Origin of the sequence: Rhodovulum sp. MB263 (assembly GCF_002073975.1) — a bacterium.
Lineage (GTDB): Bacteria > Pseudomonadota > Alphaproteobacteria > Rhodobacterales > Rhodobacteraceae > Rhodovulum.
On the sequence record NZ_CP020384.1, the window covers coordinates 3,149,707 to 3,175,373 of the forward strand.

Consider the following 25,667-nt stretch of genomic DNA (forward strand, 5'->3'; position numbering starts at 1 on the left):
AGTGATCTTCAGACTCGCGATGCCACGACCCATTCGCGGCGAGGCTCGGCTAAGTTCTTTGGGGGCCCCGCTGCGACGTCCATCCAAGATGCCAAGCGCCGACACAAAGGGCGGAAAGCGGTCGTTCGCCGCACATGCGCGCTGAGGAGCCGAAGGGCGGAAAGTGGACATTCGCTGCGGATTTGGCGAATGTCCACTTCGGTCGCTGCAGTGCGACGGCTGATATTTGCGATCAGTCAAGATCACCACAAGCATCCCAGCATTGACCTCCAGACGCTGGCTTTCTCCAGCCAACCCGGTAAAACTGAGGGTCAAATTTGGTAGAAACATGCTCCCGTCGACGTCTGAGGCTAAAGTTCATCTTTGAAGGTGTCGCCGGGCTAAGAATGAAATTTCGTGTTCGAACATTCAGCCCGCTTTGGTCGAACGCGAAGAGTTTTGAAAAGGTGAAGACGTGAAGCGACTATTTCCGAGTCTTGAGTTGGTATCTCAAGAGTATGTTTTGGTTCAAGCTTGGAAGAAGGCTTCGTCTTACATTCGATATCACAATTGGTTCTCTGATACTTTGGAGCTTGATCGAGCTGCTGCCGACCTTCCAAGGTTCATATCCAACCTCTCCGAGCGACTACGCAGCGGCAGATACGAGACAGATGAGATAAGGCTTGTCCCCGCTCCGAAGAACCAGCAATGGCATCTTGACGCCAAAGGGCATTGGAAGCCCGTCAAGCGGGGATCGACGAAAATCCGCCCACTAGCCCACGTCTCTCTCTCAGATCAGGTCACTGCGACGGCTTTACTTCTTTGCCTAGGCGACAGGGTCGAGACGGCGCAAGGAGACCCCACGGCCAATATCAGTTCCTCCACAGTGCGCTCTTCGGTCATGTCATATGGTAACCGTCTATTTTGTGATCGAGATGACGAACGAAGTGGCCTCATTCACCGCTGGGGCTCATCCAAGCTATACCGAGCCTACTTCCAAGATTACCGCGCATTTCTTCAACGGCCGGAAATGGTTGCAGCATCGCTTGGAAGTGATGATAAGGCACTGATCATCCAGAGCGACCTCAAGCAGTTCTACGATCGTGTAACCCCAGAGCTGCTCAATACGAAGGTACAGGCTCTGCGAACTCCTGATGATGATGATGCGTTCTTTGACCTAGCAGCTAATGTCTTCAACTGGTCTTGGACAGAACGTGACGAATGTCAGTTCGACGAATACAAGCGCGGCGCGGAGATCCCCAATTTTCACGGAGTATCCCTTCCGCAAGGGCTTGTATCGTCTGGGTTCTTTTCAAATGTGGTGCTGCTTGATTTTGATCGGGCGGTCCTTGGACAAATTGGTCATGAGGTGGCCAACGGTGTGTGGCTACGGGACGCATGTCGCTACGTTGACGACATTCGGCTGACGATCACAATCGCCCCGGGGATTGATCATGTTGAAGCTCAAATGCGGGCAATGGGCTGGCTTTCAGAGACGCTGGCCGAGGCCTGTCCTGGCTTGGAATTCTCCCCGGAAAAGACTTCAGCAGCATCGGTCGGTGGCGAGCAGGTTCCTCTCATTCGTCAATCCCGAAAAATGGAGCGAATCCAAACCGCGATCTCTGGCGGGTTCGATGCACGTGGTGGAGAGGAGGTTATCCAGGCGATTGAAGCGCTCGTCCGTTCACAGCTGACCATCAACGGTGCCGGAGAAACGGTAACTCCACCGGGCATGAAAGCGGTGCCAGATGTAAAGGATGAGACAATCGGTCGCTTTGCTGCAGGTCGGTTTCGAAAGACCTACCGCTCACTAAGACCACTCCTTGATGATCGACCGTTGGTCGAGCCAACTGACTTCGGTGAAGAAACCTACCGGCGCTCCCGACTCTTTCAATCTGAGTTGGACGATGATGCGCATGCCTTCGCACTAGTGCTCATCGAACGATGGATACTTGACCCTTCAAATGTGCGACCACTCCGCGTCGCGCTAGATCTCTGGCCGTCTCGCCAGCTGTTAGAAGAAGTACTGAAACTCTTTGAGCCGTATCTATCAGGTCAGATCAAAGTGGTCCGCGACCGACAGGTGGCCTACTATTGCCTTGCAGAGATACTTCGAGCCGGTGCGACTGAGACTGGCTTCGTCAGCGATACCGAGAGTCTTCCATCGTCGGTCGACCTCGCCGAATATCGGTCGCTGCTCCTCCAGTTGGCGATCCGAGTGGTCCAAGGCAAGGCCGAACGCGCCCCTTGGTATCTAGAGCAGCAAGCACTCCTCTTCATCGCGGCGCACGATCCCCAAGCCATTCAGTCGCCAAAAGCTCCTCGGACCAATCGCTCCTACTGGAAAATGTTATCCTTCCTACAGGGAGATCACCTGAACCACATATCGAACAGGGATTTTGCTATATCCGCAGTAGTGAGCCGAAGGTCTTTCCTGTCGAGGAACCGAGCGGTAGAGCTCGTCGGCCCGAAGCTCACGACGGCGAGATTTGCCGAGGTTGCGGCACGCGACATCGAATTCTCCCGCGATCTCTTGCGCTCCGTCGATCTGCAGCCACACATTCCGGCGGGCATCGCCGAGGACTTGGGAGTCGCAGAATGGACTTTCAACGGCGAGATGCACTCTCTGCAATCCTTTGTTCAGGACAAGGGACCACTAAATCCACTTCGGAACGAAATAGGCGTCCTCAGCTTTGCCGCCAAATTCATCGAACACCTCGAACAGGGAAGTGTGCCGGAGGTCATTACACCGTCGACTACTCAGATAAGTGTACGGCCAGTTGGCGATTACGCTCATGTTGAGAATGTGGTTTTCCGATCGGCGCAGGTCTCATCTTCTTACCGCTCGATCTACGTCCCACCTTCTTGGGTTCCGGAAAATCAATCTTGGCGCTTTCAGCTTGGTTTTCTCCTACGCTTCATACTGACGGCCAGAATCGACTTTAGTCTTCCGGTCAAGTCGGCTTCATGGAAGGAAGCTGAGCACATCTACCGCCCAACTAGAGCTCACTGGTTTCAGCGGCAGTACGGGTTCTACAACGGGCACGAGGCCTTCGGTGACGATTGGCTGCCCATCTCACAGTTCACTCAGGATCTACTCTTTGATCTCCTCATCTGGCCAGGCTGCCGCAAAGGCGACAAGGAGGCCGACCAATTTTCGTTGGAGGAGATGGCTGTCCGGGTACGTGCTGCCTTAAATGAAGCCCATTTAGCTATTGGCTCGGCAACTGGAACCCTGATGTTGCCGATCGAAGCTCCAATTCCTGGCTCCGCGTTGACAGGGCGACCGCTCCGGGCCTGCGTAGTCCAATCGATCATGCCTGAGGCCAAAGATTTCTCAGCTACCGATCTCGAGATGCGTTCCTCGAATCTGCGACGAAAACACCGCAGGCATCTGTCGACCGCCTTGGCTGCAGTTGAGAAGATGCTGGATCTCCGCGAGACGCATAAGCCGGCAAACAAACGTCTGGATTGGCTCATCCTGCCGGAACTGTCAGTACATCCAGACGACGTTGCTACCCATCTTGTGCCATTCGCACGGGCATACAAGACCGCGATTTTGGCAGGTATGGCCTACGAGCAAGTGGCTCCCGGGCAGCCTTTGGTCAATTCCGCCCTGTGGATCATCCCAAGAATGGTGCCGGGCATGGGGTTGGAGATCGCGATCAGGAGGCAGGGAAAAAAACACCTTTCTCCGATGGAGCAGAAATATGTCAAGCCTGTTAAATTGGTTGAAGGATTCCGCCCGTGCCAATGGCTGATAGGTTATGAATGGTCAAGCAATCCCACCGACCATCCGCTGTGGCTCACCGCTTCCATTTGCTACGATGCAACGGATTTGAAGTTGGCGAGCGATCTCCGAGAGCGCTCAGATGTATTTGCGATTCCCGCGCTGAACCTGGATGTCGGCACCTTCGATCAGATGGCCCAAGCGTTGCACTATCACATGTATCAGCTAGTTCTGATCGCGAACAATGGAGCATACGGCGGCAGCAATGCGCACATGCCAAAGGGAGAGGCTTATCAGCGTCAAGTTTTCCACACCCATGGTCAGCCTCAAGCTACAGTATCTTTTTTCGAAATTGACGATATCGCAGACATAAAGCACCGGCACCAGTTGGGCACGACTAAATCAGATGGATGGAAGTATCCACCCGCGGGGTTTTTACCCTAGATTTATACATTCAGGATGCTTCTTGTTGCCTCTCACAAAGATGGAACTGCTTTAGACATCGGAGGCGCGAAGCGAACATCCGCCCGCGGACCAGTCAAGGTCGGCTCTGGGCCGTCCCTGAAGGGGCGGTGCCGTTTAACCAATAATATGTTGCGAACCATCTGGCGGCGGCAGAGAGCCCACTTTGACGGATGTGGCGTTTAGCGCTAGTGGCGGCTAGTGTACCTGAATTTTGCGGCGTCATTGGCAGGTCTGACTTAAACTGACTGGTTTGCTGCTCTACTCTGAGCGGCAAGCTCACCGACGAAGGTACGAAGGCTGTCCATATATGCTAGATATCCATTTCGGATCGTGTTTGGATCCAATGCGAGCAGAGTTGCGGTCAAGAGCGCCGCGTCTGCAATCGACCGCGCCACGCGATCCTTCGGCTGATCTGCGTGAAGGCCTGCATTCAACTCTTCAACGACGCGATCAACCTCCTTCCCAATACTGGAAAGCCGTTTTGGATCATCGTGAAGGTGGTCCTCGGCAAAAGCCCATAACCGATTTCGGTAAGCTTGTTTGTTCAACTTCCGCTTGCCCCTCAGCGCGTCCGTCGGTGGGAACAGTGCGTCTGCGAGCTGCTCCAGATAGCGGCGGCCCGAGACCGCCACTTGAGCCAACTCCTCTTCATTCTCTGCGCTTGCGAGACGTTCTGCCGCAGCACCTAACGCATTGAACAGTTTCGGACTCAGATCCTCCAACATCATGGTAAGCTGGTATGAATCATCTTCACCACCCGGCAGCCAATGGGTTAGAAGGTTTCGGAATGCAGCCACTCGCTCGAAATGCCGTGGCGTGTCGAAATCATCTAGGATTGTGCGGCTAGCACCTGTGTCCTCGAACCCGGTATCGTCGTAGCCGAGTCCCTGCATGTCTTCGAGATCCGATGGATCGCAACCGTCTTGGTTGCCCATTGAGTAAAAGCATCTGAGCTTCATGCCCTCGAGTCGGTAATGTGGCGGTAGGCTCAACCTGTAGAGCGCGAGATGCGGTGGAAATTCCAAATGGATGGAGATAGCGCCTATGAAGCCGTCATGTTCGAAAAGAGCCTCACTCAACTCTTCCGCAAGCGCTGTCGGCATATTCTCAAATACCATCCCGAAGACCGTCGGAAAGCCATCGAACAAGCGTTTCTCATAGACGTAACCCCATTCACTGTTAGCGAAAGCTGCCTTGAAGAGAGCTTCGGGATCCTGTCCGCGTTCGAGCCCGACCAAGACATCGCCAATGGACAGTTTCATGTGACGGTCGGATCGTTGAATGATCCCTGTTGAGAAAACCGCATCGCGGATTTCATGCCAATAATTTCCGGCTTCGGAGTAGGCGCGCCAATTGAATAGCAGTGCAATAATCATCGATCACCTCGCGAAAGCAGAGGACAAATGCTACTCCCTACATTCTCTGATCGCCAGTGCAGACACTCGCTCGGCCGACTGATCCCGTCCAAGCGCAGGCCACCTGCGCTAAACGGATGTCCGCTTCTCCGAAGCCGCAGTGCGGCACCAGTGACTGGGATGAATGTCTCTTATGGGCCGATAGTGTCTGGTGCGGGATCGCCAGCGTCAGCGGCAATGTTCGCTTCCTGCGCATTGCAGCCTTAGCATCGCACGCCCGACTAGCCACTTCTGCTCATTTTTATTGCCAAGGTCGCTCTTCACTGACCACTGCATGCAGCAGTTCAGCTATCCTCCCACTCGTCGTCGAAGAACTTCTTCAGCTCATCCTCCGAGTAGAAAACCTTGGAGCCGACGCGTTGAGTTGCCGCGCTAACCTTTGCGAGACCTTCATTCCCCAGCGACTGGTCTGGGTTGTCATCCTGCCTAGGCTCCACTTTCTTTAACGCTTGGGCGTATAGCTTCTTGAATGTCTGCCGGTTGATGCCCATCAACCTCGCGGCACCAGCAAGGCTGCCAGCGGCATCGTATGCTATTCGCACTTGTTCAGATGAGAACTCCACACGTGATCGCCCCGGCACGTTCGAGAAGCCCAGTGCTTCCCGCTTGCGAGCGATCCATTTCGGATCAACGCGATGTAGCTTCGCCAAGGCCGTGTCGCGAAACCCCTCCCGAAACTGGGATTGGAGCAGCGCGTCGAAATCATAGCCGAAATGCTTTAACGTCTCGATCAGATTGGACCGGCTGGCGGCGAAACGCTCCCGAACCTTAGCCAACGACCGGCTGTGTGCCATCAAGTCAATTAATTCAGAGTGATGGACACCATGACCTTCGCCATCTGTAAAGACGACGACGAAGTCACCACAAACCTCCAGATGACGTTTTGCTTCGGCCATAGACCCTTCCTCTGACTAAAAACTCCGGTGAAATTCCACCGACATATATCGCAAGGATTTCACCACAGCTTTTAACCACCTGATTCTAAACAGTTGTCCTTGACTGATTCGTTGATAGCTGATTCCCTCCAGATCACGAAGTCCCAGCAATCATGGTTACAGCGCCTATGTCACACACAGTGAATCCAGCTCATGAACGCCTGAAAATGGAGCTACGTCTACGTGGCAAATCCATCGCCTCAGTCGCCCGCGAGCTGGAGGTTCTGCGTTCGACGGTCACGCTGGTCAGCCAAGGTCTGCGCAGGTCTTTGAAAATCGAGAGGGCCCTTGCCGATGCTGTCGAGAAGACCCCGGCCGAGCTCTTCCCCGACCGTTACCCAGCAGAGGAGGACAGCGCGGCAAACAAAACCTGACATCGGGAAATAAAAAGACCCTCCTGCGCTAACAGGAAGGCCTTTTGAATAAGTGTCGTTGGTCGCGACACCTTATTCATCCCCTGAGTCTCAAGAAAAGTCAACCTGCCGAGGCGTCTCTCGGCAGGGCAGTCAAACTCATCTCAAACATAGGGGGATGTCGCCCCGCGCCTGCTCCGATCCACATGGGTCGGCGCCCAGGTGAGGTGCGCTCCAATCATCATGTACAACACCTTGTTCTACCGCGGGCCGGAGCCGAGCCACGCGACCCGATTTCCTGCGCGCCGCGCCAGGGAAAGCCTTCGCGGCTCCATGGTCGCGCTGCTGCCCGGCTTCGAGCGCCCTCGTATAATCTACTTCGAAAGTGCGCTCGAATACGCTTTTCTCTGCCTGATGTTGGTGCGCGACGACGTGCACCACATCCGAGATCAGCCCCCGGCCATATCCTATGTTGGCACTGACGGCCGCCCCGCGCGACATGTCTTCGATTTCTTGGTCACGAAAACGGACGGGGAGCGCATAGCTGTGGCCGTCAAACCCATGCCGCGTGTGCTGAAGCTGAACTTTGCATCCGAGCTCGAAGCTGTTGCGGCCGCGGTTTCCAAATCCTTTGCAGACCGCGTGCTGCTGGTCACCGACCAGCACATTGACCGAGAGGCTGCCGCTGAAGCGGCCCGGACGCTCGCGTGGTCGCGCTCCTCTCTGACGGAGGTGGCAGCATGACCTTGCGTTTTCGCTTCTCAACCTCTGACATGATCACCACGGCAGGGGTCGCCATGCGTCCCGTTGAGATCAATGACATCGGAGGTACCTTCGAGCGTGTTGGTCAGCCGGGGATAACGGAGGCTTTTTCCCACCAAGAGCTCGCCGAGATGATGCGACGACCGGATACAACGTATTTTGCCGGCTACTTCGACCGGGCTACGCAGGAGATGCGGCTAAACAAGCCAGTCGAAGTGATCAGTGAACTGCCGGAACAGATCGGCAGACTGGTGATTTGGCGGAAAGCGGTCTGCGATGCCTTCCTGACTTTAGAGGCAAAAGATCAAATCAAGCGCACCCAAGACAGCTATGACAGCGCGCGCCCACGACTAGCCGCAGAAACGCAGCAGCTTGTCGGCGAAGGCGCCGCAGCAGCCAAGAAGGCTAGACCAGGCAAAGACGTCACCGTACGCAACCTTCCGGGTAGCCGAACTGCGTTTCAATGGGTGCGTGCTTATCAATCTGCGAGTTGCTCACCACTTGCCCTGATCCCCGAGACTTATCGTTCCGGGAACCGGACGCGGATTTGGTGCCCGCGATCTGAAGCTCTGATGAATCAGGTCATCGAGATCTACGCCGACACGCAGCGCCCGACCAAGGTCCAAGCTATTAAGCAAACCCAGGCGCTTTTCGATGAGGAGAACCGAAAACGTGCCGACGCCGGGGTACCTATTTTGGTCGTTCCATCGGCCGCAAGTATTCGACGTCGCCTAGACATGGCTGATCCGTTCTACCTCTACGCCAAGCGGAATGGTGCTGCAGCTGCCGCTAGACATTTTGCCATGAGCAGCAATGGTCCCGATGTCGTGCGACCCATGGAGCGGGTCGAGATGGATGAAAACAAACTAGACGTCATGTCGTTGCTGACGCTGACTGGCATCTGGGAGCACCTGCCGCCGGACCGGCAGAAGAAATTCGAGACCGGACGGCGCTGGCTCTACATTGCAATCGACTGCGCCACAAAATGCGTCGTGTCGATGCGACTGGCCGACAATCCGAACTCGGATGATGCGATCCGTGCGCTGCGGCAGATTTTCGAGGACAAGACCCCGCTGGCCCAAGCGGCCGAATGCGAAAGCACGTGGCACCATCATGGCGGGATCGGAACACTTGTGACCGACATGGGGCCTGCCTTCGTCTCGGACGCCTTCCAGGCAACGGTAGCGTCACTTGGAGTCACGTCGCACTTGCCGCCCGCTGGCATCCCCTGGATGCGGGGGCACATCGAGTCCTTCTTCCGCACACTCGGACATCAGCTCATGCCGCTCTTGGCAGGCCGGACCTTCTTCGACACTGTTGATCGCGGCGACTACCCTTCAGAAATGCTCGCCTGTCTGTGTGATGACGACCTGATCAAGGTCCTGCTGACCTATATCGTTGATATCTATCACAACCAGCCACACGGCTCGTTGAAAGGAGAGACCCCGAATGCAGCTTGGAAGCGGCTGGTGGCAGAACACGGGACGCCTCCAGTTCCGGATGGCTTAACCCTCAGGAAGGCATTCGGTAGGCCGATGCCCCGGAAGCTCAATGACGAGGGCGTGCTGTTCTCGGGGCTCAGCTATAGCTGCGAGGCGCTGCGGGAAGCCTATCTGCACTCCCCCATACGGGAGGTGGAAATCAGGGTCGATCTGCAGGACATCGGGTGGATAGCTGTCAAGGTCGGTGCAACTTGGTATCCGGCACTCGCCAATCAACCCGGCTTTGAGGGCGTGAGTTTCGACGAGCTGCGTGAAGGCGTTCGGGCCGTTCGTCACGCACATGCGCGTGCTGCGAAGTTGGACGCGCCCAAGGTCCAGCGGGCTATCGCGCGGATATCGGACGCGAACCGCCGCGCATTCGCGCTGCGCGCCCTGACACCTTTCCATGTGACCGACGTGGACGTCGCCCGCGCAGATGCTGCACTGCACTATCCGCTCCGCTCTGATGAGCAGCGATTGGGATACTTGCCGCCGAGCAAAGACCTGCTCAATGACGCAATCTCCATTACCCCGCTAACGGACACATCACGGAAGCCGGACAGCGACGATAACAGGCCGGTCTCCGAGCGCCGAACGAAACGCAAGAACCGCAGACGCTGGGGGTTCAACGATGGGAAATGATCTGATCACCCAAGCGGCACAACGGGTCGCTGAATTGAAGGCATATTTCGTCGATCACGAGCGCTTCGTTCCACTGGCAGAAGGGTTCTCCATCCTCGCCGAGAAAAGGCTCGTAGACATCCAGACCGACCGTATCAGCGAGGCGCAAGGACTTGCCCTGTCCGGGCACTCCGGGGCCGGAAAAAGCGCGGCAATCACACATCTTCTTGCCCAAGAAAGGAAGAGGCTGGCCGATCAGGGATACGGAGATTCAACCATCATCAGCTTGCGGGTACCATCGCCCGCAACGCTGAAATTCGTCGGGCAGATGCTCCTTCGGGCGCTCGGCTACCCTATCGGTGCCGATCGCCATGCCTGGTACATCTGGGACCTGGTCCAACATCACCTGAAGGAGCGGCGCGTTTTGTTCGTGCATCTCGACGAGGCGCAGGACCTGGCGTCGCGGGGCACCAAGCACGAGTTGGATTCAGTGACCTCCATGCTGAAGACTCTGATGACGGACCCGGAATGGCCAGTTGGGATCATTCTGTCGGGCACAAACGAGCTGGAAGACATCCTCAACCACGACCATCAGCTCGCTCGGCGCATGCGGACCGTTCGGTTCGAGAGCCTATCCGCTGCTGCATATGGTGATGATATTCTCGACCTGCTCGAGAACTACTGTGAACTGGCGCAGCTCGAACCAGAGGATGACGTTCTGGAATTATCCCACGGCGAACGCGTGGTCCATGCTGCGGCAAACCAGTTCGGCATCGCCATTGTCCTGATCCTCGACGCCATCGAGGATGCCTACTTGCAAGGCCAGAAGACGCTGAACCAGCGCAATTTCATCAGGGCCTACCATCGGCGGACCTCCTGCGATGCCGAGTTCAACCCGTTTGTCGTGCCGGACTTCATGCGCATCGACGCCCGCCAGGTGTTTTCTCGGGAGAGCCGCACATGATGTTGTCACCCCTCAAGCCGCTTCCCCTCACCGTCACCGCGGTACCCGGTGAAAGCGCGACGTCGCTTGCGTCCCGCATCGCGCGGAAGAACGGGACTGCCAGCCTTCAGTCTTTCTGCGCCGACATGAGCATTTCCTATCGCGCCCTGAAGGTCGGCGACCCGGTGGAGATTGAGCGGGTAGCCGCACTCGCAGGGTGTGCTCCCACCAAACTCCGCACTTGGACACCCCACGCCCCGTCGAAGACGAATTATCAGCTAGGGGCAGAGGCGCCGAGGTTCACGGCCTACAGCCGAAGCACGATCAGAGGATGCCCGAAATGTGCCGCTGAAGCTCTTTCAGAGCATGGTGCCCATGGCCCGTTTCATCTCGGGGCATGGCAACTCACTTCAATCCGAACCTGCGCCCGGCATTCTTGCATGTTGATCGAGGTCCCGCCTCCCTCGCATCACAAGCACAGCTATGATTTCGCGCGGATGGTCGACAACATGGACATAGACGACATCCAGATCGTTGCCGAAGAAGCGCGATCTCTGGAACGCTACCTCCTTGGCCGATTGAATGGCATATTCGCGGGCCGTTGGCTCGACACGCTGGAGTTCCATGTCGCGGCACAGCTTTGCGAGAACTTCGGCCTTTTGCTGACACAAGGCCCCAAAGCCAGCCGATCGGAAACGACCGAACGACAATGGCTTGAGGCCGGTGCAGCCGGATACGACGTCCTATGCAACGGGCCTGATCAGATGGTCGCAGTGCTTGAAGAGCTTCGTTTAAAGGCGGGCCCTGGCTGTCACACCTACGGTGCGATTGCAGGTTCATTCCTGACCTGGCTATCCCAGCGTGAGGATGATGCCGCCTTCGATGACATCCGTCAGATGGTCTTCGACTACATCCTGCGGACCTATCCCGTGCTCGTCGGTAGCACAGTCCTGCGGATACGTTGCGACAGGCAACAGGTGTACTCCCTTCGAAAAGGCGCGAAGGCCTACGCCATCGACGAACGGATGCTGCGCCATAAGCTCTTGGAGCGTGGCGACATCTCGAAATCGGGCAAATCCGATGCCATCACCTATCATCGCTACCCGTCACGGGAGACGCTGCAAAAGCTCGCCAATGAAACCAACAGCGTGCTACGCGGGTTCGACGCGGCAGACTACCTCGGGCTGGACATCCACCTGCTGCGCACATTCGTCGTGGAAGGGCTCATCAAGAAAGCAGGAGAGATGGCCCGAAACGCGCCGTATTTCCGAAGGGAGGATCTCGACGCCTTTATCGGTCGCCTACACCGCCAAACACGCCCTGATTTGGAACCGGCCAATGATGAGGCTTCCCTCATTGCGGCCACGCCCGCGTGCCAATGCTCGACCCTCGAACTCCTGAACCTGATTTTCGAACACGACATTCCGCTACGCTGTGCTACGGGCGCAGACCCAAGGTTCAACGATTTCCTGATATCTGTCGAGCGGGCGAAAACGGCCATAGGCCAGCGCTCAGCTGGTGCGATCAGCATGTCGGAAGCTGCCGGTAAGCTAAGGGTCGATACCGCAACAATCCGCAACCTGGTGAACGCAGGCTACTTGAGTGCTGCTCCGAAGGCCAAAAGGTCCTCCGAACGCTGGCGGGTGGTCGATGAGGCCTCCGTCGCAGCGTTCGGCGAACACTTCATCTCGGCTGCCGATCTTGCTCACGAGCTGCGACGCGATACCGCCAATCTCTGCCGCGAGCTTTACAAAAACGGCGTCGAACCACTCATCTTCAACGGCGAAAACCGGATCATCTTTCGCCGTCGCGATGTGAGCTAGATATAAGGTCAGGAACGCCGCTGGGTCTTGCTGCCTGATAGGGCCGCAGCCCGTGCATTCCATCCTCAAGACCTTCTGACACGACGAGCCTTGAGAAAGCCGACCACCGTGTCGGCTTTTTTCATATCTTCCGAGAGGCAACCTTATCTGACGAAAAAGGCAGCTTCAGTTAAGCATCGAGATTTCGGGGCACTGAATTCAAAAGGAAATTTTGACGCTCAGAGGCAAAACTATGTGCCCCTTCCCACACGTTGAAAAGCATCAGATAGTTCTGCCTTTTTCGTCAGAGGATTTGCCTCTGCCGCGCAGACCGGTGCTGTTTTCCCTCCGAAAATCCATGCTGCCTTGATCCGCGCCTTTCGGCGCGTCGATCGCTGCGCAGCCCTTCCCCTGTCAAACCCGAGGATGGCCCATGAGCGACCATTTCTTCGTCGTGACGGGCGGCCCTGGTGCGGGCAAGACCAGCCTGATCACCGAGCTCTCCCGCCGCGGCTTTCATACGATCCCCGAATCCGGCCGCGCGGTCATTCGCGAGGAAATGCAGAGCGGCGGAGACGCCCTCCCCTGGGTGGACCGCATGGCCTATGCCGAACGGATGCTTGAGCGCGACCTCCGCGCCTACGAGGACGCTCAGGCTCTCTCAGGCCCCGTGATCTTCGACCGGGGCATTCCCGACATCATGGGCTGCCTGACCCTCTGCGGCCTCCCCGTGCCGCCCCACGTCGCCGCTACGGCCAAGGCAGCCCGTTACAACGCCCGCGTCTTCCTGACACCCTACTGGGACGAGATCTTCACGGAGGATACCGAGCGTACGCAGACCCGCGCCGAGGCCGAAGCAACCTGCATCGTGATGCGCGAGACCTACACCGCCCTCGGATACCAAATCACGGAGCTGCCGCGCGCCGGCATTGCAACACGCGCCGACTTTGTCAGTGCGCGGCGGGTCAACTGACCGTGATCGCGAGATTCCGTGGTGAAACTGCGGAAGCAGACAAACCGCATGGTCCCTCCGGCCTCCCGCTGCTTGATACTCATGGCCCGATACGGACACTCAGTGACCCAGCGGGAGCTACTACGTTGCTTCACCGAAGCGGCTGTTCGAGCCAGGGCCTAGCATTACCAGTAACCCAAAGTCGGCAGCACAGCCCTTGCCATGCGCACGCCTGTCGAGGCATTCAGATTAGCAGCTTAATCTGAGCAAATTTCGATGGGTTGATACAAGGGATCGCGAGCAGCGCAAAAATTTGGAACTTCGGCTCCTGCATCCAACGTAGAAATCATACGCCATATTCATGTCGCGGTGACTGGCACAGCAATGAAGTCTCTAAATAGAAAAGACCTTCTCCGCCCTTGACTCTGGCATAGCCCTGATGTTGACTAAAGGTCTTATTCCCCTTCGGAGGAGTTGCGGGTTCGATTCCAATTTCTGCTGTCACACTGCTCATCGTCATAAACTTCTTAACATTCCTGAGCCTACTCGGGAAATCAATTGAAGGAGAAGTAGCTATGAACGAAAGCAGTAAAAAAGTCCGTAAAGAGAAGACAGAGACTTGTGAAAGCAACAAAGCACGTACGATTCTACCAACGATACATCGCTCAATTTATTGAGATCACCGTGTCGATGAGCGTTAGTGTGATGGCGGCTGGTTCCGCCTGCCTCATCCTACATGAAAGGGCTGCGTGATAGCGCAGCCCTTTCTAATGTAGAGCACCCTGAGACCAGCTCAGAGAAGGCCGATCATGGCAGAGCGCATGGACAGTAGCTTTGGGCTGAGAGCATACGAAGCGCCTATCGTGACTGTGAAGCTTGGATGCGGTAATCTGCGCTCGGAACATTCATGCGGCGGTGCCGGCAGCCGAGGTCAGTCTCCACGACGGGGCCGCGGGCGCTCTCAGCCCGGAGCCGACGTTCATTCCGCCGGCGACATGCTGCGGCGCGACCAAAGAACCTGTATCCAAATTTTACAACGGAAACGCTCTGCCGCCTGTTCTAAGAACTTCGAACTTGAAGCGCCTTAATTTCAGTGCCTATGTAAATAAATGCATCGATGTTTCGATCGAAAACAAAATCCAATGCCCTGCCGTAGCCTAGATTGGTTTGTGACATGTCGAACCCCAGTTGGGTCAATGTTTCTGAAACTGACCCGCCCGAGTGAGCATCAGCATTCCTTAAGTCAGCCGTAAGAAAAAGAGGTGCGAGATTAGCATTACGATTAATGACTTCTGATTCTCGGCTGTCGCCGCCGAAATTCGCAGTCGTTTCTTGATTGACATTAAGTCGTTCGAGAGTATTGGTCAGAATCTGCAAGAGCTTAAGGCTCCCAAAGCTCTTGTATCTTTTAGGGTCATGCCCCCCTTGATCAACAATCCGTCTCAAAATTCCGTTGGGTATCTTCTGCCATAGCTCGTGAATCTCTTTGCATCGAGAAAGAAACTTCTGCTCCGAAATACTTATAGGGGCGACTTGAGCCAATCGGCTTAGGTTAGGGTAGGGCAACCAATGTTCGGCCTTTAGCTCTTCCCTAGAGAACCCGATCAACTCTTCGCACGTCGGGATCCCAAGACCGAGGTCAGTTGTTAGCCAAGCAAGGCCATCCGCCAAGTTCAGAAGCGCTTCCAGAAGCCTTTGAACCTTAGCAACAATGTGCTCTTCGCTTAAGTCGGTTTGATCTACGATTTCTTGAGGAACAACGTGAGCATGTGCCCAGACAATTTCCCTATCAGGCTTCGGCTTGTATAGTTCTCTCAACCTAACTTGGATCAGATTCCGCCCGACCCGTCTGCAATCAGTGAATGACCATTGCCCGGAGTAAGAAGGATTGCACGTCCAGCCACCATGGGTCTGGAAAGGGGTGGTTTGGTAGAAGCTATTCTGTTCGTACCTCTCAAGGAATCGATCATCGAGAAATATTGGTGTTGGTTCTACGAGAGCGTTCGCACGCTGATGATCTACCGCCCCAGCAATGCCAGGCCAAGTCAAACCCGCGGCAGTTTGCACTGCGCACAGCTCCGGAGTGACCGCGCACACTACAGCCCAAATTTGCATCAGAGTCTTTTCATTGATACGTCGAATGTCTAGCTCGTACCAACCATCTTCTGGCTTCGTGTGATAGTGACCGCCATCACGCAAAAGATCTGATATGTCTTGCGTTTCTTGAATATATGCCTCGTAGAAAAATACTCGTGTACCGTGCTTCCCTTGCATCCAAAGGTATTTTCTCAGGTACTCGTTCGACATTCGCCAACTGATGTTCCGACTAGCCTGGAAGTAGTACGAGCTAGAGACTTCGCCTTCAGCAACGCCAAACTCGGGTAGCGATAAGTCATCATAAATCAGTCTCTGGTCGTCACCACCGACACAACGGGGCGACAAGCCTAGCGCCATCCATAGTTTCTCGGCCAGATGATAACTGTAAAATGATCCATCACCATGAGACGCGACGACGTATTCGTGACCCGATACGCTAGGCTGGTGACCAGCCAATCCGCCATAATCATCAACTGCCGGAGTCGAAAAGCTGACAACGCCATCTGAAGCTTCGCTAAAATCGTCAACCGAGAGCGTTTCCGCTTCATCGGTCAAGGCCATGATCATATGAACGTACCCGTAATTAGGTCCGTATTGGTCATATTCATACCGGGCGGTAACTTCAGGGCGCTCAAATGGGTCCAACCCAACTGGGGTAAGTAGCGCCCGTAGTTTTGGCGAAATGCAGATGTCCGGCAAGTTCAGTTCGTTCAGATATCTAATCGCTGTCATTTATCAAATTTTTCTTCGTGTTTCTATCTTGGAAGCGTAGCCTTGATAACGTTCAGAGCTGCGGCCACCCGTTGTGACAGTTCGCTGAAATGGTTCCTCAAAGTTCCATGGTGTTTTCGCGCGGAGGCTATTGCGAGGCGTCGACCCTTTGGATCACCATGCGCCTTTGCAGGATTGCGTAAGGCATGTAACTCGCGAAGCGGAGCAACTGCATCCTTGGCCTGATCTTTGGTTCTTCCCGTTGACGCAAGGGCGACCTCAAGCACCTTGAGTGAGCCCCAATCCTTTTCGTAGACTCCCGTGTTGGCGTCAATGATGACCCGCAATCCTTTGACGAGAAAGCCTTCTACTGTGAGGTGATCTAATGCCAGAATTTCATCGCCCCACTCCGAGGGCGAATCCGTCACGGGACAGTGGACAGCATCGCGCATTTCCGAACCACGCGCTTTCCACCAAGACGGCGGCTCTTGATCCAGCTCGGCAATGATACGTTTTACATCCTCCAAGAAATCATCTGTTGTGGCGAATTCTCCAAGAATGTCGGTTTGATAGGCCCGTTCAGAAATTCCAGCCTTTGGCTCTTCGTTGAAAGACTGCCAATATAACTGCTCGTCATAGGGTAGGTTTGCCAGATAGCCGATATAGGTATGTACTTGCCCTGCCTCATTGATGTCGTAGGTTTTCAGATGCCATGCGCCTCGACAACTTATGCTTCGGTCGCCAAACGTATATTTCTCCGGATCCGATTTGTACTTTTGAAGCACCTCGGGTCTGAAAAAGGCTGGCGAAATCTCCCAAGGTAAACTCGATTCGGTGAAGTAATTGACGACGTGGTCGGGCGAGCATGAGGTTTCTACCAACTCATGCCCATTCTTACGATCAATGATCAGAAAGGACGCGTACTTTAGGCCACTCTTGTCCTCTTCTGCCTTCCATTCTTCTGCCAGAGCCTCTGGAGTAAGGCTGGTGCGAAGAATTATCTGCCCGTTAACATAGCTGGCATGCTGAGGAACCTTGCGCTGCCTGTAAAATAGGTCCCTAGTCTCGAAAATACCTTCAGCACCTTCGGGCCAACCCGCGAACCCACCCATAGAAAACCGCGTGAAATCAAATAGACTGACTAAACTGGTCCCAGTAAGTGCCATGTAGCTTGCCAGATCGTGCGAGCGTATCGTCACTGCGCGTACTTGCTGCCAAGGATCATGGGTCACATCCAGATACACAGAAATAATCGGCTCAATGTCTCCTCGATCATTCAGTCTGCAATAGGCATTTCTCTCATCCATGAAGTGCAGTCCAAGCGCGTGCACAAGCTTCTGGCTGATCTCAATCTTAGGCTCGTAGTCTTTAACGCCTTCAAACGAGCGTACAAATATCAGCTTTTCGCTGCCAATAAGAGTCTTGCAGCCTGGGTGGTCTAGAGGTGGCTGCAGATAAACGCGATGCCCCTCACCGCCGCCATATGCTCGCTGAATGATCCAAGAGTCGGCTGGCATGATGTAGGCCCGGTCAAGATCAGCATGGTCGGGTGGGTCTAGCAGCTCATTGGGTGTCAATACCGAATGGATCAACATGTGCGGACCGGATGCGTAGATCACGATCTCGTCGGCTTTCAGGGTATCTTTAAGAATTCCGACGCTCTGTTCAGCACTTTCTAGCCATTCGCCGCGATTTTCGTTTGGAATTCTTGCGATTGGTAAAAGCTTGTCCAATGTACTTTTGGGCATCCAGTTCCTCGCTGGAGGATGAAGCGCAATTTTCCGGCCGGTCTATGGCGTGCAATAGCGTCAATTTCTCTAAAGCGTAACTCTGCTATGTATGAAGTTCAATGTCAGCTTTTTATTTACGGCCGAAGCCTGTGATCTGTAGCAGCGAAGATCGGCTCCCCGCCCACCCTGCCCACATTAGACTTCGTGCCGTCGCTGGAAGGGTTGGCTGTAAAGGGTTGTAAAGGACCGTCGACCATCAACGTTTCGGCCCCCGCCGCGCCAGCGTGCGATAGACGGTTGGCCGCGACACAGAGAAGAGCTCGGCCAAGTCCGACACTGAATACTCCCCAGTTGCGTGCATCCGTGTTAACTCCGCCGCCTGCCGGTCGGAAAGCTTTGGCTTCTTGCCCCTCAGCTTCCCTTTGGCGCGGGCCACCGCCATGCCCTCGCGGGTTCGAAGCCGGATTAGGTCGGCTTCGAACTCGGCGAAGGTCGCCAGCACGTTGAAGAACATCCTCCCCATCGGATCGGCTGGGTCGTAGACCGTACTTCCTAGCGCGAGCCGTACCCCGCGCTCAGCTAGTCCGTCGGCGATGTCGCGCGCGTCCGGCACCGAGCGGGCCAGCCGATCAAGCTTGGGCACCACAAGTGTGTCGCCCTCCCGCACGGCGGCCAGCGCCTGGGCAAGCCCGGGCCGGTCGCGGTTGCGACCGGTCAGCCCATGGTCTGTGTAGATTCGCTCGGAGGCGACGCCAAGCATTTCCAGCGCCGCGCGCTGCGCGGAGAGATCCTGTGCATCGGTGGAGCAGCGGGCATAGCCAATACGTAGATTTGCCATGGCGTAAGCGTAACGCAAGCAGCCCCTTCAGCGATAAAAAAATCGTACCACGCTATCGAGACATAGTTTTCCCAACAACAGAAGGAGCGCGAGGCGAAATTAGAAACGTCCGTTGAACGATCCTCTTACGGACAGCCCACAGTCATTTGCTGCACCGCTCACGAATGACGGCGGGCGGACAAAGTGCAAGTTCAACACACTCGCCCAAACGTCCGTTTTAGGCAGGCATAGTGTCTTGCGACCTTGCACCGATAGCGGTTGCATACCGTGCAGCACTCTGCTCGCAGATGCCGAGCAATCCACTTTGGAGCAAGAATGAGACCAATCCGGGAGAATTTTCCCATTCGTGAGCGGTGGATCAGGACGGCCGGCCCTTGGGCGGACGAACCGATCCGCCGCTTTACCCGTGCTGACGCTGAGCAGTTCCTAATTACCCGGGAAATTCTCGAAAACGTGCCGATCGACCCACGACGCATCTCATACATGTCCAACGTGCGGTACACGCAGGGCATGACTTGGCGGGCGTTTCTGACGGAAGGCGGGAACATCGATAACGCCCTGTATGTGCTCACCTATGAGGCGCAATACTACGACGATCCGCTGGCCGACCAATTGGCTGGAACTTCCATCTATTCGACGCCAGGGTGGACGCTGATCGAAATCGACGGGCACTATAGTGTCGACGAGGGGCACCATCGCAGCGCCATCGCTAAATTCCGCGCCCACGAAGATGGCATGACGGGGCAGCGAATTCCGCGTCTTGAGCGCTTCAAGGTGGACCATGCGGCGCGGCACACAGCGGATAGACTTTCTCAAATCCTCCTTCCAGGCCAAGACTTTAAGGTTTTACGCGAACCGATCGGCCCCCAGATGCCCGAGAAGCAAGAGTGGAGGATCCTGTTCCAGCTCCACCGCGTCCGTGGTCATGACGGCAATACCTATCTACCCGATGAAGCGTTGGCTTATGCCGAGGCAGCGAACCAAGCGTGGCGACCTTACGATGTAATCACGAAACTCTTAGGACTGTTCAGGCGATAATGCCCGATGGCGATGGCAGGCACGTCTTGGAACGCTGACAAAGTTCTGTGGTCTGAGTGGCATCTTAGCACGCCGAGTAGGGTCCGTGCCACGTGCACCCGATCGGAACGAAGGGCGACACGCTTTGGCCGTTGCATGCAGGTCGGACCAAGGCATTCGGAACGTCACCGGATGCGGGCCTGGATCCGATGCAAAACCAGCGTCGAAAACCAAAGCGGACACTCGTCTCGGTGGAAGTATTGGTAGAAAAGGGCTCGATGATGCCGATCGCCGCGCTCCGCCAGAATTGCAGCTTTCAAGAAATGAACCGAGCGGATAGCCGTGAGGCATACGCGTTATCCTACCTTTAGATAGCACAAGCGGCTGTCGGATTCTGATCGTTTTGTTTGCCAAGGTCGCGTTCTTCTGAGCTCTGCGTGCAGCGATCAACTTTCCCCCCACTCGTCATCGAAGAACTTCTTCAGCTCTTCCTCCGAATAGGAGACCCTGGGGCCGACGCGGCCAGCTGCCGCGCGCCCCTTTGCGAGACGGTCTGTCCCGAGGGACTGGTCTGAGTTGTCACGGTGCGTCGGCTCCTTTTGGTCTGGCACTTGGGCGTACAACCTTCTGAACGTCTGCCGGTTGATGCCCATCAACCTTGCGGCACCAGCAAGGCTGCCAGCGGCATCGTATGCTATTCGCACTTGTTCAGATGAGAACTCCACACGTGATCGCCCCGGCACGTTCGAGAAGCCCAGTGCCTCCCGCTTGCGAGCGATCCATGAGCTACTCCCCATCGGTTGGACAGTATCTGGCGTAATTTAAGCTACTCTTTGCACCTGCTGATCGGGTTTGTTGATATCATTTCTCTGCCAATAAACCAGCGCCGGTGGCTTGCCGCCGAGGGCTGAGTGAGGACGCTGGTGGTTGTAGAAGGTCATCCATTTCCGGATAGCCCCTTTCGTCTCTGATCCGGTCTCCCAGGCATGCAGGTAGACGCATTCGTATTTCAGGGTTCGCCACAGCCGCTCGATGAAGATGTTGTCGAGGAATCGGCCTTTCCCATCCATCGAGATGCGCACACCGGATCGGCGGAGCCGGTCGGTCCAGGCGCAGGACGTGAACTGGCTGCCCTGATCCGTGTTCATGATCTCGGGCGGGCCGAACTTGTGGATGGCCTCGCTCAGTGCTTCGACGCAGAAGTCGGCCTCCAGGGTGTTCGAGATCCGCCAGGATAGAACCTTGCGCGTGTGCCAGTCCATGATCGCTATGAGGTATAGGAACCCGCGGCGCATGGGCAGGTAGGTGATGTCCGAGCACCAGACCTGGTTCGGACGATCCACGTGCAGCCCTTTCAGAAGGTAAGGATAGGTCTTGTGTCCTTTCGCCGGCCTGCTCGTGTTGGGCTTCTGGTAAATCGGCATCAGCCCCATGAGGCGCATTAGCCGGCGTATTCGCTTCTCGTTCACGAGATGCCCGTCATTGCGCAGGTGCCAGGTCATCTGGCGGACACCGAAGAACGGCGTCTACAGGAACTGCTCGTCGATCTGCCGCATCAGGCCGAGGTTCTGTGCGGTCTCTCCCTTCGGCTCGTAGTAATAGGACGAGCGCGCAATCGACAGCAGCCTGCACTGCTGACCGATGGACAGCTGAGGATGGTCAGGCTCGATCATACCGCGCCTCACTTCCCGCCCCAGGGCTTCAGCTTTCGTTCCAAAAAAGAGTTGGCCACCGCCAGCTCCCCGATCTTGGCGTGGAGCTCCTTCACCTGCTCCTCGTCGATCTCGGGTCTCTTGCGGCCACCGCGCTCGAACACGCCGGACGCGCCTTCGAGCAGGGCGCGCTTCCATTGATGGATCATCGTCGGATGCACTCCGAACCGGCTCGCCAGCTCGGCCGCCGTCTCTTCACCCTTCAGGGCTTCCAGCGCGACCTTCGCCTTGAACTCAGGCGCGTGCTGCTTGCGTTTCGACATCTCTGATCTCCTTCTCGTCGAAGATCAGCAGACTGCAAATCGTAGCTTACGTCACTGTCCGAATTTCGGGGGGTAGCTCACACCATGAGCTCGTGGAGATGATGCGTCGGCCGGACACAACGTATTTTGCCGGCTACTTCGACCGGGCTACGCAGGAGATGCGGCTAAACAAGCCAGTTGAAGTTATCAGTGAATTGCCGGAGCAGATCGGCAGACTGGTGATTTGGCGGAAAGCGGTCTGCGATGCTTTCCTGGCTCTCGAAGCCATGCCCAGGGGCGCGATGCAGAATACCGCCTTAGCGGCGCACTCTGCGCGTCTCTCGTCGAGTTGAAGGGGCAATCCCAGGGGCAGCGTCACTCAGCACCGCGAGACGCGATCTTGTCTCGTCGTTTTTCTCTCGATCTCCGCAAGTGTTCTGCCATGCAGGTGACGCAGTAGCCGTCATTTGTGTAGCGCGTTCGGGTTTCGTGTTTCTTGCACGGCGCACCCTCGTATCGCTCGTTGCCCGCGGCCCAAGCGGCAGCACGTTCAGGCGATATGGGGTCGTAGGCAGGAACCGTCCCGCGTTCGATGGCGTTACGAAAGGTGGAGTGGCTCGCGTCGAACTCTTCCGCCAAAATCGTCGTCGCGCGGCTTCTCGGTTCGCCCGCAGCAGCCAACTGCTCGAAGCGGCGCAGCGCGTCAGGCCACCAGGGCCGTTGTTCGATGTGGGGTTGCTTCGCCATAAGTCAGTTATGACCGATTGTGCCAACCTCGCCAATCGTTTAAACGTCGGGGCGCGCCGCAGGCCCCTTAGCTCAACTGGATAGAGCAGTCGACTTCTAATCGACAGGTTGAGGGTTCGAGTCCTTCAGGGGTCGCGCTGTGCGTCAATTGCCAATGAAGCATAAGCTTGCACGTTTTGGCGGTTTCCATGCACACCCCCTGTCAAGAGGCTTGGGGTGCGGTATCGAGGTTTACTTCTAGCACACTGGGATAGAACGGTATTTCAGCACAACCCGTGGCTATCGGTCACTTACCTCTCTGAGATTTCAGGAGTGCCACAACCGGCTCAACAGCGTTGCGAAGATAGACCGGTCCGACATCCAGGCCGTTTGGTCGGAACGGCTGGACCCGCTCGCTCTGCAGAACGGCCCGAATCGTGTTCAAATGCGCACCGGTTTCGGCCGACAACATCGATGGGGTCGTGTAGCTGGCCTCAAACGCAGCGATGTCGTCGCGGCTCATGCGCCATTCCCGACGCCTGGTCGTGGGATTCAAAACCAACATCGCAGGCGTGTAACCCCCTTCGATCAGAGCCAGGAACTGACCTTTCCCCCGAATGCCCGCCGACCGAGCGAAGGCCGCTGCTGTCACCTCTCCCTGGTTGATCGATGGCTTGCGCTTCGGCGCGGCCTTCGCCTTGAACGCAGCAACCTCGGCGATTTCCACCACAAGCCCGTGGTAACCGAACACATCAGGACACTGACCAAGGCGCAAAGCTCCCGTCCGGATGGCCGCAATGATCTCGCCCACAGGAAAGTCCAGCCGCTTGTGAACGCGTTGGATCGTCTCCCACCCTGGCTCCTCTGGGGCAACCGGCTGCGCATAGGCCTCCAACTCTTCAAGAAGAGCTTGGCCAGCCTTCCTTCCAATCCGAGGCTCTGCCCGCATGTCCGCCATCATGGCGGCTGGCGGAGCTATGACGAAAGCCCCCATCCATGCCCAAAATCCGCTTCATCCTGAGCAAACAGCCCGATCCGGCACTCGACGAGGCCGCAATCATCAAGCGTCTCAAGGAATTCTACACCGCCTTGCAGGACAAGCGGCAGATTTCCGAAGGCATCCCCCAGGAAGAGCGCGCGGCGCACAATGAATTATGGCGTTACCCACAGAATGAGCTCCCGAAAGCGCTCGAGATCCGGATCAGGCGGTGGGCGCAGAAGATCCACCGCCACCATCTGAAGGAGGTCGAGCCAACGCGCCTGTCGCGAGAAGACCGTGCCATGCTCGAGGGCTGTCGCGATGGCGCCGAAATCTTCGACCTGCGCTCGGCGCATGACATCGACGAGATCGCAGCGGCACTTCATGCGGAGTTTCCCTGGATCGCGGAAGCGACAACACATGTCTGGCGCAGCCTTCATCGCAACCTGGCAGGTGGCATGCCCGGCGCCAAATTCGCGCCAATTCTTCTCGATGGCCCGCCGGGCATTGGCAAAAGCGCATGGGCACGTCGTCTTGCGCAGCTGCTGGAAACGCCGGATATGACCCTGGATGCCACCGGCGAGAATGCCAGTTTCGGGCTAATAGGAAGTCAACGCGGCTGGTCGAATGCCGGCCCCGGTCGGCTCGTGAGCCTGATGCTGATGCGTCAGATTGCAAATCCGCTCGTCATTATCGACGAAATTGAGAAATCCGGTACGCCCGTGTCCGACAAGGGGCGCGCCTTCAGCCTTCCGAATGCGCTCCTGCCGCTGCTCGAAGACGTGACGGCAAGCCGGTGGACCTGCCCCTATTTCCAGAACCAGTTCGATATGTCGTTCATCAACTGGGTCTTCACCTCCAATAGCCTGCGCGGCCTATGCCCAGAACTCCCGCCTGCCTCAAGGCCTGTGTCCCTTCACGGCCCCCGGGTATCGCGACATGATCGACAGCGACAAACTCATGGAGATGGTGCTGGACGTATAGCGGCTGGCCAATGCTGGGATGGAGGTTTCAGGGCTCGCATTGCGGGCCCTTTTTTTGGCCACCGCCCTGCATGCTTATGTGTCAACTGTGCATGCTTATGCCTTGCGGTGAAGAGCGCCCTACGGCAAGCATCTGAAATACATAAGATATTTATCCACGGCACAGCTTCCGAATCAACTGGGTGTGCAAACTTATGGTGCATTGGCATCAATTGCATCGCAATTGCATAGTAGCAAAATAGGCGAGTAGAATTGCTTGGTTTTCAAGCGGTTGGGGACGTAGAACAGCGACCTTCTAATTCTCAGGTCGGGGGTTCGAGTCCTCCACGGCTCGCCATGTGTCACAGCAGTTGCCAATGAAGCATAAGCTTGCACGTTTGGGCGATTTGCATGCACCCCCCCTGTCAAGAGGCTTGGGGCGCCGTGTCGAAGGTTTCTTCTAGCACACTTGGATAGAACGGTATTTCAGCGTAACCCGTGGCTAGCGGTCACTTTCCTCCCTGAGATTTCAGGAGTGCAGCAACCGGCTCAACAGCGTTGCGAAGATAGACCGGTCCGACATCCAAGCCGTTGGGTCGGAACGGCTGGACCCGCTCGCTCTGCAGAACGGCCCGAATCGTGTTCAAATGCGCACCGGTTTCGGCCGACAACATCGATGGGGTCGTGTAGCTGGCCTCAAACGCAGCGATGTCGTCGCGGCTCATGCGCCATTCCCGACGCCTGGTCGTAGGATTCAAAACCAACATCGCAGGCGTGTAACCCCGTCGAGGAGCCGAGGCAGGCGGGGGCCGTTCAGGGCATTCTGAAACGGCACTGTCGCGGCAGTCAGCGCTGCAAAGAAAATCAGCCCCATCGACGCGTGTATCCCCGCGAGCATGACGCTGAACGGCACCACCGAAACGCCCACGGGCAGAAACTGCGGCAGGAAGCTAATATAGAAGACTCCGACCTTGGGGTTAAGAAGGTTGGTCATCACCCCGCGCAGGAACCAATTCGGTGCGGAAGGCGCCATGACCCTGGGCAGGCCCGGCTCTCGCGCACGCAACGCCCCCCGCAACATCCCGATCCCCAGCCAGATCAGGTAGGCCGCGCCGGCAAGCTGAAGACAACGGTAAGCCAGTTCCGACACGGCCAGCACAGCACCGAGCCCCAAAGCCGCAATCAATCCCCATGCCAGCACCCCGGTCACCACCC

At 56.4% G+C, this 25,667-nt stretch carries 19 protein-coding genes, 1 tRNA gene and 1 pseudogene; 11 read left to right on the forward strand and 10 right to left on the reverse strand.

Translation table 11 applies throughout. The features are described 5' to 3' along the window. Window positions 1–1,009: 1,009 nt before the first annotated feature. A complete protein-coding gene (locus B5V46_RS14670) occupies window positions 1,010–4,153 on the forward strand; it encodes an RNA-directed DNA polymerase (RefSeq protein WP_155774074.1) in 3,144 nt (1,047 codons plus the stop codon). A 257-nt stretch (window positions 4,154–4,410) separates the two neighbouring features. On the opposite strand, the gene B5V46_RS14675 is transcribed toward B5V46_RS14670, so the two are convergent. After that, window positions 4,411–5,550, reverse strand: a complete 1,140-nt coding sequence (locus B5V46_RS14675; RefSeq protein WP_155774075.1) for a hypothetical protein — start codon at window positions 5,548–5,550, stop codon at window positions 4,411–4,413. Window positions 5,551–5,873: 323 nt separating this feature from the next. Further along, window positions 5,874–6,485 carry a hypothetical protein gene (locus tag B5V46_RS14680; RefSeq protein WP_080617289.1) on the reverse strand — a complete coding sequence of 204 codons (612 nt, stop codon included), beginning with the start codon at window positions 6,483–6,485 and terminating at the stop codon, window positions 5,874–5,876. A 206-nt stretch (window positions 6,486–6,691) separates the two neighbouring features. On the opposite strand from B5V46_RS14680, the gene B5V46_RS14685 reads away from it, so the two are divergent. The 6 genes from B5V46_RS14685 to B5V46_RS14710 all read left to right on the forward strand — a co-directional run bounded on the left by B5V46_RS14685 (window position 6,692) and on the right by B5V46_RS14710 (window position 13,459). After that, a complete protein-coding gene (locus B5V46_RS14685; RefSeq protein WP_231119134.1) occupies window positions 6,692–6,898 on the forward strand; it encodes a helix-turn-helix domain-containing protein in 207 nt (68 codons plus the stop codon). A gap of 222 nt (window positions 6,899–7,120) precedes the next feature. Next, window positions 7,121–7,621, forward strand: coding sequence for a Tn7 transposase TnsA N-terminal domain-containing protein (locus B5V46_RS14690; RefSeq protein WP_231119135.1), 501 nt, complete (start codon window positions 7,121–7,123; stop codon window positions 7,619–7,621). Further along, on the forward strand, window positions 7,618–9,762 hold the full coding sequence (locus tag B5V46_RS14695; protein WP_080617292.1) for a DDE-type integrase/transposase/recombinase: 2,145 nt from the start codon (window positions 7,618–7,620) through the stop codon (window positions 9,760–9,762). Before B5V46_RS14690 ends, B5V46_RS14695 begins: the two co-directional genes overlap by 4 nt. After that, the gene (locus B5V46_RS14700; protein WP_080617293.1) at window positions 9,752–10,705 is read left to right on the forward strand and encodes an ATP-binding protein; all 954 of its coding nucleotides are present in this window, start codon (window positions 9,752–9,754) and stop codon (window positions 10,703–10,705) included. Before B5V46_RS14695 ends, B5V46_RS14700 begins: the two co-directional genes overlap by 11 nt. After that, on the forward strand, window positions 10,702–12,507 hold the full coding sequence (locus B5V46_RS14705) for a TniQ family protein (RefSeq protein ID WP_080617294.1): 1,806 nt from the start codon (window positions 10,702–10,704) through the stop codon (window positions 12,505–12,507). The genes B5V46_RS14700 and B5V46_RS14705 overlap by 4 nt, the downstream gene beginning before the upstream one ends. A gap of 412 nt (window positions 12,508–12,919) precedes the next feature. Next, entirely contained in the window at window positions 12,920–13,459 is a 540-nt protein-coding gene (locus B5V46_RS14710; protein WP_080617295.1) for an AAA family ATPase, read from the forward strand. A 1,038-nt stretch (window positions 13,460–14,497) separates the two neighbouring features. Here the strand turns inward: B5V46_RS14710 and B5V46_RS14715 are convergent. From B5V46_RS14715 to B5V46_RS14720, 3 genes are all read right to left on the reverse strand, one after another. Further along, entirely contained in the window at window positions 14,498–16,267 is a 1,770-nt protein-coding gene (locus B5V46_RS14715) for a hypothetical protein (protein ID WP_080617296.1), read from the reverse strand. Between the two features lie 23 nt (window positions 16,268–16,290). After that, window positions 16,291–17,979: a hypothetical protein gene (locus B5V46_RS19880; RefSeq protein WP_155774076.1), complete on the reverse strand. Its 1,689-nt coding sequence runs from the start codon at window positions 17,977–17,979 to the stop codon at window positions 16,291–16,293. A 253-nt stretch (window positions 17,980–18,232) separates the two neighbouring features. Beyond that, the gene (locus tag B5V46_RS14720; RefSeq protein WP_080617297.1) at window positions 18,233–18,814 is read right to left on the reverse strand and encodes a recombinase family protein; all 582 of its coding nucleotides are present in this window, start codon (window positions 18,812–18,814) and stop codon (window positions 18,233–18,235) included. A 315-nt stretch (window positions 18,815–19,129) separates the two neighbouring features. On the opposite strand from B5V46_RS14720, the gene B5V46_RS14725 reads away from it, so the two are divergent. After that, window positions 19,130–19,852 carry a hypothetical protein gene (locus B5V46_RS14725; protein ID WP_080617298.1) on the forward strand — a complete coding sequence of 241 codons (723 nt, stop codon included), beginning with the start codon at window positions 19,130–19,132 and terminating at the stop codon, window positions 19,850–19,852. Between the two features lie 800 nt (window positions 19,853–20,652). On the opposite strand, the pseudogene B5V46_RS19885 reads toward B5V46_RS14725, so the two are convergent. Next, window positions 20,653–21,806, reverse strand: a pseudogene (locus B5V46_RS19885) (IS3 family transposase). Between the two features lie 98 nt (window positions 21,807–21,904). On the opposite strand from B5V46_RS19885, the gene B5V46_RS14745 reads away from it, so the two are divergent. After that, window positions 21,905–22,138, forward strand: a complete 234-nt coding sequence (locus B5V46_RS14745; protein ID WP_080617300.1) for a hypothetical protein — start codon at window positions 21,905–21,907, stop codon at window positions 22,136–22,138. Between the two features lie 22 nt (window positions 22,139–22,160). Here the strand turns inward: B5V46_RS14745 and B5V46_RS19890 are convergent, their stop codons facing one another. Continuing rightward, on the reverse strand, window positions 22,161–22,532 hold the full coding sequence (locus B5V46_RS19890) for a hypothetical protein (RefSeq protein WP_155774078.1): 372 nt from the start codon (window positions 22,530–22,532) through the stop codon (window positions 22,161–22,163). Window positions 22,533–22,593: 61 nt separating this feature from the next. Between B5V46_RS19890 and B5V46_RS14750 the strand changes: the two genes are divergently transcribed. Beyond that, window positions 22,594–22,667: transfer RNA gene (locus tag B5V46_RS14750), tRNA-Arg, on the forward strand. Between the two features lie 151 nt (window positions 22,668–22,818). Here B5V46_RS14750 and B5V46_RS14755 read toward each other — a convergent pair. After that, complete coding sequence (locus B5V46_RS14755) at window positions 22,819–23,406, reverse strand: hypothetical protein (protein WP_155774079.1); 588 nt, start codon at window positions 23,404–23,406, stop codon at window positions 22,819–22,821. A 101-nt stretch (window positions 23,407–23,507) separates the two neighbouring features. Between B5V46_RS14755 and B5V46_RS14760 the strand changes: the two genes are divergently transcribed. Continuing rightward, complete coding sequence (locus B5V46_RS14760; protein WP_080617302.1) at window positions 23,508–24,704, forward strand: AAA family ATPase; 1,197 nt, start codon at window positions 23,508–23,510, stop codon at window positions 24,702–24,704. Window positions 24,705–24,961: 257 nt separating this feature from the next. On the opposite strand, the gene B5V46_RS14765 is transcribed toward B5V46_RS14760, so the two are convergent. Both B5V46_RS14765 and B5V46_RS14770 read right to left on the reverse strand, forming a co-directional pair. Beyond that, window positions 24,962–25,177 (reverse strand): hypothetical protein, encoded by a 216-nt coding sequence (locus B5V46_RS14765; protein WP_080617303.1) that lies wholly within the window; start codon window positions 25,175–25,177, stop codon window positions 24,962–24,964. A gap of 29 nt (window positions 25,178–25,206) precedes the next feature. Further along, a complete protein-coding gene (locus B5V46_RS14770) occupies window positions 25,207–25,662 on the reverse strand; it encodes a LysE family translocator (RefSeq protein ID WP_231119136.1) in 456 nt (151 codons plus the stop codon). Window positions 25,663–25,667 lie beyond the last annotated feature (5 nt).